The organism is Brunnivagina elsteri CCALA 953 (genome assembly GCF_002289455.1).
Lineage (GTDB): Bacteria > Cyanobacteriota > Cyanobacteriia > Cyanobacteriales > Nostocaceae > Brunnivagina > Brunnivagina elsteri.
The window spans coordinates 1-8,411 of record NZ_NTFS01000295.1 but is presented as its reverse complement, the minus strand read 5'-3'; the positions used below and the strand labels follow the sequence as shown (position 1 = coordinate 8,411).

The 8,411-nt window shown below is 38.9% G+C and carries 11 protein-coding genes and 1 tRNA gene; 4 read left to right on the top strand and 8 right to left on the bottom strand.

The window, feature by feature from the left end:
* Nucleotides 1-155: 155 nt before the first annotated feature.
* Genes CK510_RS21660 through CK510_RS21635 form a run of 7 tightly spaced genes read right to left on the bottom strand, consistent with a single transcriptional unit; the run spans nt 156 to nt 5,798 of the window.
* Nucleotides 156-392, bottom strand: coding sequence for a hypothetical protein (locus CK510_RS21660; protein WP_095723669.1), 237 nt, complete (start codon nt 390-392; stop codon nt 156-158).
* 3 nt (nt 393-395) lie between these two features.
* The gene (locus CK510_RS21655) at nt 396-2,411 is read right to left on the bottom strand and encodes a hypothetical protein (protein ID WP_095723668.1); all 2,016 of its coding nucleotides are present in this window, start codon (nt 2,409-2,411) and stop codon (nt 396-398) included.
* Nucleotides 2,405-2,572: a hypothetical protein gene (locus CK510_RS32920; RefSeq protein ID WP_211293251.1), complete on the bottom strand. Its 168-nt coding sequence runs from the start codon at nt 2,570-2,572 to the stop codon at nt 2,405-2,407. Before CK510_RS32920 ends, CK510_RS21655 begins: the two co-directional genes overlap by 7 nt.
* Entirely contained in the window at nt 2,569-3,153 is a 585-nt protein-coding gene (locus tag CK510_RS21650; protein ID WP_095723667.1) for a hypothetical protein, read from the bottom strand. Before CK510_RS21650 ends, CK510_RS32920 begins: the two co-directional genes overlap by 4 nt.
* A gap of 2 nt (nt 3,154-3,155) precedes the next feature.
* Nucleotides 3,156-3,956, bottom strand: coding sequence for a hypothetical protein (locus CK510_RS21645; RefSeq protein WP_095723666.1), 801 nt, complete (start codon nt 3,954-3,956; stop codon nt 3,156-3,158).
* A gap of 8 nt (nt 3,957-3,964) precedes the next feature.
* Nucleotides 3,965-5,284 carry a phage tail fiber repeat family protein gene (locus CK510_RS21640; RefSeq protein WP_095723665.1) on the bottom strand — a complete coding sequence of 440 codons (1,320 nt, stop codon included), beginning with the start codon at nt 5,282-5,284 and terminating at the stop codon, nt 3,965-3,967.
* Nucleotides 5,285-5,297: 13 nt separating this feature from the next.
* Nucleotides 5,298-5,798 carry a hypothetical protein gene (locus tag CK510_RS21635; RefSeq protein ID WP_095723664.1) on the bottom strand — a complete coding sequence of 167 codons (501 nt, stop codon included), beginning with the start codon at nt 5,796-5,798 and terminating at the stop codon, nt 5,298-5,300.
* A 145-nt stretch (nt 5,799-5,943) separates the two neighbouring features.
* Between CK510_RS21635 and CK510_RS21630 the strand changes: the two genes are divergently transcribed.
* Genes CK510_RS21630 through CK510_RS21615 form a run of 4 tightly spaced genes read left to right on the top strand, consistent with a single transcriptional unit; the run spans nt 5,944 to nt 8,028 of the window.
* On the top strand, nt 5,944-6,651 hold the full coding sequence (locus CK510_RS21630) for a hypothetical protein (protein ID WP_095723663.1): 708 nt from the start codon (nt 5,944-5,946) through the stop codon (nt 6,649-6,651).
* Nucleotides 6,652-6,695: 44 nt separating this feature from the next.
* A complete protein-coding gene (locus CK510_RS21625) occupies nt 6,696-6,893 on the top strand; it encodes a hypothetical protein (RefSeq protein WP_143289378.1) in 198 nt (65 codons plus the stop codon).
* Nucleotides 6,890-7,297, top strand: a complete 408-nt coding sequence (locus tag CK510_RS21620; protein ID WP_095723661.1) for a hypothetical protein — start codon at nt 6,890-6,892, stop codon at nt 7,295-7,297. Before CK510_RS21625 ends, CK510_RS21620 begins: the two co-directional genes overlap by 4 nt.
* The gene (locus tag CK510_RS21615) at nt 7,294-8,028 is read left to right on the top strand and encodes a hypothetical protein (RefSeq protein ID WP_095723660.1); all 735 of its coding nucleotides are present in this window, start codon (nt 7,294-7,296) and stop codon (nt 8,026-8,028) included. The genes CK510_RS21620 and CK510_RS21615 overlap by 4 nt, the downstream gene beginning before the upstream one ends.
* A 160-nt stretch (nt 8,029-8,188) precedes the next feature.
* Here CK510_RS21615 and CK510_RS21610 read toward each other — a convergent pair.
* Nucleotides 8,189-8,260: transfer RNA gene (locus CK510_RS21610), tRNA-Lys, on the bottom strand.
* Between the last annotated feature and the right edge of the window lie 151 nt (nt 8,261-8,411).

Here is an 8,411-nt window from a genome sequence, read left to right as displayed (position 1 = left end):
GACTAGGCTGTTAACTTTGTACCCTTTTGCCCATAAGACTTCATGCAGAAAATGTGTTTACTACTTTTGTGGGAAAACGGCTATTCCAGACGTTTTCCCACGAACAAAAAATAACACGGATAATTTTCCGCAAAATCGCCTAAAAACCCACAAAGTCAACAGCCTAGTGTCTGACTACCGCTTGTCGAATATCCTTTAATCAGATAATCAATGTCTTTAAGGAATTGCTCAAAGTCATTAGTCGTATCAACCAATTTATTCTGTAGTTTTTTCCCAAGGGTTCCCCCCAAAGGCTTTTTCCCGTTAAGGGTATCAGCCAATGTCAAGCTTTGCTCGATATCCTTTTTTACGCGTTCGGTTACTTTCGCCTCGTCGGGTAATTTTTTGGTCATAATTTATAAAGTTTCAGCCCAGTCATTGAATCCATCCGGTGGTTCCTTCGCGTCGCCACCTTTGAAAATATCGGTCATCTCTTCGCCCGATTGGGTAAAGGCTCCCCGAATTGCGGCTGCACCCTGCAATAAATCAAGTAATTTATCATGCAGGGAATTGTCCCCCGTCCAATCTTGGTAAGCGATTTTCATAATGCTTTGTTGCAAAGTTCGCTTCATACTTTCATTTTCTTCGAGCTTCAATCCAGCTTCTGGGGTCGTAATGCTTACAGGAAAATCAACAACCTTTTCCTTAGTCGGGTAATCCAAGTAATCTTGAATATCTTCAACTATGTAATTGGTGCGAATGACGTTGCCTTTAATAGGAATTAAATCGCTTAAAACTCGCATTAGCAAGTCAACAATTACCGAATTATCCCGATTTTGTCCAGCTTGAATAATTATTAATTCCTTGAGAGTTTCCGCAATATTAACGAGGCGAACTGTTTTAGTTTCGCCATCCTTTTTGTATTGGATTATTTGATGCCACCCGCCCATCACGGCACTCTCTTGTTCAACCTGCCAGTTGAGGAATTGAGTTAAATTTTTCAATTGAATTGGTTGAGCCGAATCATCGTAAATCCCCCATAAATCGTTAACATCTTCGGGGAATTGCAATGCATAATCTTCTACGATTGACTTTGGTGCTGTAATAGGATATTCAGCAATGCCGATAATGTCGTTAATTACTTCAGCTCGATTGGTATTAATTCTTACTGCGTTGAATAAAGTTTTTTGTTCCTCATCGTAAGGTTGATATCCCTTGGTAGTTTCGTCATAATCTCGAATATTTACGGTCAGTGGGTCTCCAATTCTTTTTAAAATTAATCGTAACAATGCATCATTTTCGCGTATATTTGGACAGCAACTCATAGGTGGGGGTGGGGGTGGTTCAGGGGCTTCATCAAATTTTGCTACCCATTGCGCTTGAAAACTTTTCGCGGAAGCTCGAATAGTTACATAGTCGTAAGTATAATACTTTCCATATAAATCTTCTTTTTCTTCTTTAATGGAGACAGTTCGTGGTTCAAACCGACTTTTTATAGTTACTGGGAACGCTTGATTGCTTCTACTGAAAGAAGATTGTACTTCTCGCTGCTTCCAAAAATAGTTTTTGTAGCCTGATGGATAATCTTCTTGGGGGAAAATACCACCCCACAATCTAGGTAATGGTATTTGGTTCCTTGAAAAATTATTATTAGGGGAATAAGTCACCCCAAAGGGAAACTTTCTATCATTCAAATCTTGCCAATCAAGCGCATAAAGGCAGGATACTTCGCAGTCTTGCGAAACCGTATAGTATCCCCCATATCCGCTTCCCTCATAAGAAACTGGTATTCCGTTATAAAGATTGTTTAAAAAAGCTTGTACGCCCTCTAAGCCAATGCTGAAACTTGCTAGCAAAGAAGCAATGGAGGAAGTTATTTTTCTGGTAGCTTTTAAAATTATTCTCAAGTGGTAATCTTTATTTAAATAGCTTCCGATTACATTTCCATTCTCCCATTCTATTTTTGTTATTCTGATAATTTGCTCTGGATGCCCATAGGCATGCCCAGATACACCATCAAGAAAAGAAGGACTACCATCATAATAAGAACCGAAGTTCCCTTGAGTCTCCCCTAAATCGTAAGTGGGGAATAAAATATAAAATCCATTTAGTGATTCGATAGGAGGGATTAAGGGTATCTCTTCTTGATATTCGCTAGTAAGTGTCGGTAAGGGTGGTGATGGAGTAGAAGGCACTCGGCACTCTTCCCGTCGGGTGTAATACCTTAAACGCGGAAATTTAATATACCAATATGAAGTATTAATATCAAAATACGAATCACATTCATCTTGATAGGTGGTGACTGATAATTCCGCAGGTTTATCTGTTAGCTCAATCTTGAACGAACCGGGCATTTCCCCGCCATCGACAAGGACTAGCGGTACTTCAATTTTGAATAAATTTTTACCCTTGGGTGATACAGTTTTTACCATTGATTAAAGATGAATCGTTTGCTGGTAATGCGTAATGGATTATTACTTAATTGTAGGTATTTTGCTTTCATGACTTCGTAATCATTGTTTCCGTAAATTGAATAAGGTATTTTGAAGTCATCTAGATTATTAGAATAGTAATAAGGTTTTTGCTTGCTCATTTTCTGACTAACTGATAAGAAAAGCCAGAAGAAACAAAATAATTATTGATAGAGACAGTAAAAGACCCAGAGGATGCCGGGTAATTTCCTAGTAGATTGATTTTGGTTGGGGTTATTTCATTATTTATTTCTGCGGTTGTTACCAAAACATTAACAGTAGTTCTGATGGTATCGTTAATTGTGGCAGCCTTCCCGGCAAAAAGAATGGGGGCAATAAGATTTGAACTGATAAGATTACTTCTATTGCCCAACATTAATCTTCTAGTTAAAAAGCCGTTTGATGGCATAGCAGAATTTGAGTAGTAAGAACCATAAAAAGATTTAATAAAATAATTAAATCTCCAATTTAATTGATAGATTTGACTCTGAGACATAGACACATCAGGGAATGGGAAATCTTGAACTTCTCCCATCCATGCATTATTATTATTTCTGCTTAAATAATTCCATTTCTGAATTAAATTATTTTCGCTATCTATTTCATTCCAGATATCCCCAATTATTGGGGATGCGGGTATATCTTGGCTAGTAATTATATTTGAGTTACTGCTAACAATTGCAGAATCATCCAAGAAAGGCATAGCTAGACGCTCCTAAATTCAGTAATTTGAATTGTGGATGCATTTACAGAATAGGCATAAATATTCCCACTATAGACGGGAACAGGAAATTCATACCCCTTCCCAGAAGAGAGTCGAATTGAATAGTCAGTATTATTGGTTGTTGCGGTATATCCAATAAATACTGCCTCATTGCTTCCGTTAAAAATGGTCAATCCAGCTTTATTACTGGCATTACTAATTAAAGTATTAGTAGCAGCTAATAAGTTTTTAGTCGTAGGAATTGCCTCATTATTTGTCAATAAATCATTTATAACAATCTCCTGGGTGACACTTCCGTAAATGGTTAACGCATCTACACTGGCTAATTTTCCGTATCCGACATCCTTGACTGAGCAAGCAATTTTCCCATTACTTCCAAGTTCGGCGGCTAACCCGTCAGTATAGAAATCAAGTAGAGAGAAATTTCTGAAAGGATACCCAGCTTGATTAATTAATGACACTGAGCCTAATGTAATGTAATTACTACCATCATTACTAATTTCTAGATCGACTTGAATGCGTGGATTATTCCACTCAATATCCATTATTTTGATTAGTCTTTCTTGGTCGGTATCTTCTAATCCAATGGCTGGGATTGGAGCCGATGCCAGCGAGGTAATTTTTGAATATGCTTTTAAATTCTTTAAGAATCCGTTAATTGAAATTATCCCCTCGCTGGGGATATTTGAGGGTAGAGAATTATCAAATAAAACAATTCGATTACCCTGATTGCTTGCCCCTATTTGAATCGCGATTGTTTTGTTAACTGCTATAGTTTCCATTGTTTTGATTATTTCCGAATCAACCGATATTTTAAAGATGAAGCGATTCTAGTTCCTGGGGCGTTTCCAGTTTTTAGGGTGCGATGCTCGACAAATTCTTTATTAGTAGGAGAAAAAGCGGCATTAATAGGGACAACCGTTTTAAATTCTGAATTAGGTAACGCCCCAGTATCTGCAACAATGGTCACTGTGTTGTCACTTGTCATCCAAACAACTACCTTGAAATAGTTATTTGCATCAATAAGTGCCCCGTTATAATCGCAATATGTCGAAAGTTCTGTAAAAAAATACTGATATCTATGGTCAAGCGGTAAAAATAAGCTATTAAACCCACCCTGAAAACTCGTGGGACTAGGAAAATCAAATTGGTATGTATGAAGAGAGTACCAGCTAGAGTTTAAATATATCCAGTCTTCAACAAGTTGATTAGCACTACTAACTTCATGCCATATTTGCCCTGGGAATGGATTGTTTGGGACGGTGGACGATGTAACGCTAATTGCATTAATCTTATTATTTAAAACTGTGATTAACCCATCTACATAGACTACAGTTGCAGCATTACTCAATGCTGTCGCTAAGCCTGTAATTGTTCCTATTTCTTGAATGTGCGAATTATTCGCTTTTCCATTAAGCACAGTAGATAAATCATTAATATCATTGATAATATGCGAGTGATTAGTGCTAGCCTTAGCCGCAAGCGAAGTAGATAAATCTTCAATTTGGTTAATAGAATGTCCATGAATTGTATCAGCTTTACTTGTTAAGACTTGCTGCAATAAAGCAACGTCAGAAATCGCAATGGGAAGAACTAGATCGGAATCCTGCAATAAATACTCCATCGAATAACTCCCATGTACCACAACTAAATCATCGCTAGTTAACAACCCGTCCCCAGTATCTTCAATACTTAAACCAATAGAAAACCCATCCTCAATTGTTGTACCAAACTTATCGCTAAAAAAAGCGAGTAGATTAACAATGCGATATGGATACCCTGAATAGTTAATAAGGTTAACCACTCCCACCATTTTAAATTCCCCATTTTCACCTAAATAAATATTTAATTGCTTTCGAGGCGAGGAATTTTCAATTGCTAATGTGCGGTAATTTTTATCGACAATTGAATCATTTAATTTAGCGAACGGAACATTCACCGGGGGCAAGGAGGACATTCTAGTAAATACTAAAATATCTTTAATTTGGATTGACTTGGTGATAATGCCTGAATATTCAGGACTAGAATTATCTAAAATTGGAATTATTGCCGAAGAATTCGCGGGTAGTTGTTGGTTTATTGTTTTTTCAATAGCAACTTGTCTGGGCATTTATTTGATTCGATTAATCCAGTAGGTATTCGTTAGCCATAGTTTTTACAAATCCATCCCCAAGCTCGAACACGATCGGGATTGTGGCATTACCGTTGGCATTGCGAGCGTCCGAGTCAAAAGATGAACTTATATAGTTGTTTTGATTGGGATTTTTGTTTGGATTACCCTCGACAATTTCAAGGTAGCTTAAGACTTCGAGGAAATATCCTTCCACTGTCAAGCTTTTGAATGTCCCACCAGTCCCTGGGGTGAAATCGGTATTAATCAAATAGCTTGCAGGGTTCTGTACTTGCTGTCCCAAGTCATTAATACTTGGTAAAGCCGGAATTTGGAAGGTAATATTTGCGATTCCGCTGGATAGGGAGAACGAACAATTAATAGTATTTCCGTTGTTGGGGTTTTTGGCTGGAATCTTCTCCCAGTTTTTGATAAGGGCAATACAATCTAATAATTGTTGTTCGGCATTGTCGGATAATATTGTCGCTCCCGTGCCTGGGGTGACTGTTGTCATATATACCTTTTTAGATGTTTTTAATATCTTCAAAATAGCTTAACACAAACACTCAAAAGAGGAGAAACCCCAGGGGTTTAGCACGAATCACAGCCCATTAAAACTATTTATAATTAAATAAATTGCAGCAAATATAGGTACTCTTATGGCTCGTCGTCCAGGCACTCGACAGAGATTTTCTAAATTAATTGAAAAGTTCAAAGCATCCGGAGGAACCGGAGGAAATGACCAGGCAGTTGTCCAGTTTGGGAATTATTTGAAAGGATTAAATAAAGCAAACGTAACCAGAAAGCCAACTGGGAATGCAATTAAAAGATATAGAGCGAAGGTAATCCCTTTTGGACTGACTCCAAGCGCTACCGCTACCGACCGATTCTTTGCTTGCACCTTTACTGGGCAAGCTTACGCTATATTTGAAGGTCTTGGTACTGCTAAAAATACATTTGGCTTGGAAATCGTTGGGGATGCTCCAAGCGCTGCCGGAGTTAACGTAGATGATAATTTTTTCCCCGCTCTTGCAAGGGTAAAGGTAGTTCCAACCACGAGTACTACTAGTACTCGTATCAGTGGAATCACTAAAGTCTCTTATAAAACTGTTCAGGGACGGACTGGGAGTATTCCTTTTGGACGTGGCGGTACGGGTGTTAAAGACGCTCAAACGCAATCAGCAGAGGTTGCTATAAACGAAATAGACGAACAAGACGTAGCGACTACTATTATTTCTCTTCTTAAGGGGTTGGTGACTACTTCTCCTGCGGGTGTAGTCGCTTCCGTAACAATAGTCCCTGAGTCGTTCGTTCCCGTTGCTCTGGCATCCTTTACTCCGTCTTCTCCTCCTACCATAACCCTTTAATGATTAATCTACAGCAACGGAATTTCATCGAAAATTTGCTAATTGTGACCGACTTATCAAAAGAACAAGAAGAGCTTCTTTTTAATTTCGGGTGTGCTCAAAAGGTACAGCAAGCTAGCATCGCTTTAGTAAAAGGGGAGATGTCAGCCGATGACTTTCTTGATGCTGTAGAGGAATACGTACCAATCGATAACTACTTAGATGAAATCTGCGAAAATGTAGAAATTTTTCTTTATCAATGACTACATTTGTAGATGATTACGGGATATGGGATAGCGTCGGGGAGGTTACCGTCAATGCTGTTGACTGGTCGTTGTTCCCCGGCGTTATTTTCAATGGTGAAACTTTTAGATTTAGCTATACAACTGACTGGGATAAATGGATATTCGCCCTTGACGATAGGATAAATATTATTTGCCGATTCCGATACGGCGCTAGTTCATCAAATCAAATTGTTAGCCCATCTTTTCGCCTTTATCCAAAACAAGATAAAGAAATTAGGCAATATAAAATAACGGATAAATTTAGAGAGAGCGAGTTAACGGAACGACGGATCGAATGCAAGGCAATTCGTAGATACAATCGATTTATTCCTGCTAGCGCGGGGGTGGCAAACCTACAGCTTAAAATCGAATATTTGCTATGACCGAATTTATATTGTCTGGTACAGAAGAAACATTAAAACCGACTATCACCCTGCTTGTTGCTATCTATCAGATGTTAGAAGATAGGGATATTGGGCAGTTTGTCGGTCAACCCTTGGTCGAGAATGTTCAAACAATGCCTCATACTTCCCGACTTAAATTAATTCTATCAAGCGTAAAAAGTCCACCCCTTAAAGCCCCTATTGGGCAAAGACTTATTCAAGCTGAATATCAAATACCCGATATCAACCCAAAAAAAATCACCTGGCAAGGCGTTAAAGATGTTTGCGGTGGTAGTAATGGGTTTATGTGGGGGAATTGGCTTGCCTCTGCAAACTTAGATAATGGAAGGCAGATGCAAGCGTATGGAAGCAATGCCGACGAAGCCGACAATATGATGGATCGGATGCTGACATTAACCAGCGCTAAAGTACTTTCGCGGGGATGTACCGAGCTTAAAAAAGTAGGCAGAAGGGCAAAAGGACAAGGACTATATCGCGAACCAACTCGCGTTTATCCAGTTTACTTTTACATAGTCAACACCAAGCGGATCAATCGAGTTGAGACGAGAATGAAAACCGAGGAGATGGTTAGTAAAAAACGCTCAAAACTGCGCGGGGACTATTTAGAGCGGGGGACTTCAAGGATTCCACTCTATACCAGCAAACAACCCCCAAACTTTAGCGCCATTATGCGGAAAGCCTTGGATTTTAGCTCACACGACGATAGTTAAATGGTGCGATGCAAAATCCCAAGTTTAGAGCCATTCTTGGGAAGAATAGGACATTAGTTAGGTAATTGTAAGCACCTAACATTTTTACCATAATTTCTAAATCTTGGCAGATTCCTGGCAGATTCCTGGCAGATTTATACGGAGCCGATGCTAAAACCTATGGGTGACTTGGGACTCGAACCCAAAACCAGCAGATTAAGAGTCTGATGCTCTACCATTGAGCTAGTCACCCGTAGAATCTAATTTCTATTAATTTTTATCATATCACAACTATTTTCTACCAAGAGTTAATTTTTGCAATTCCTCCAACAGTTAGAGTAAGCCACAAAATGAATGATCGATCCTGTGTTGTCATGCTGTAGCTTGCTTCCCGCAGGGTGGAA

Excerpts from the sequence above, each read along its gene's own strand:
- CK510_RS21640 (WP_095723665.1), bottom strand. The coding sequence starts at position 5,284 with ATGCCCAGACAAGTTGCTATTGAAAAAACAATAAACCAACAACTACCC.
- CK510_RS21635 (WP_095723664.1), bottom strand. The coding sequence starts at position 5,798 with ATGACAACAGTCACCCCAGGCACGGGAGCGACAATATTATCCGACAAT.
- CK510_RS21615 (WP_095723660.1), top strand. The coding sequence starts at position 7,294 with ATGACCGAATTTATATTGTCTGGTACAGAAGAAACATTAAAACCGACT.
- CK510_RS21655 (WP_095723668.1), bottom strand. The coding sequence starts at position 2,411 with ATGGTAAAAACTGTATCACCCAAGGGTAAAAATTTATTCAAAATTGAA.
- CK510_RS21660 (WP_095723669.1), bottom strand. The coding sequence starts at position 392 with ATGACCAAAAAATTACCCGACGAGGCGAAAGTAACCGAACGCGTAAAA.
- CK510_RS21650 (WP_095723667.1), bottom strand. The coding sequence starts at position 3,153 with ATGCCTTTCTTGGATGATTCTGCAATTGTTAGCAGTAACTCAAATATA.
- CK510_RS21645 (WP_095723666.1), bottom strand. The coding sequence starts at position 3,956 with ATGGAAACTATAGCAGTTAACAAAACAATCGCGATTCAAATAGGGGCA.
- CK510_RS32920 (WP_211293251.1), bottom strand. The coding sequence starts at position 2,572 with ATGAGCAAGCAAAAACCTTATTACTATTCTAATAATCTAGATGACTTC.
- CK510_RS21620 (WP_095723661.1), top strand. The coding sequence starts at position 6,890 with ATGACTACATTTGTAGATGATTACGGGATATGGGATAGCGTCGGGGAG.
- CK510_RS21630 (WP_095723663.1), top strand. The coding sequence starts at position 5,944 with ATGGCTCGTCGTCCAGGCACTCGACAGAGATTTTCTAAATTAATTGAA.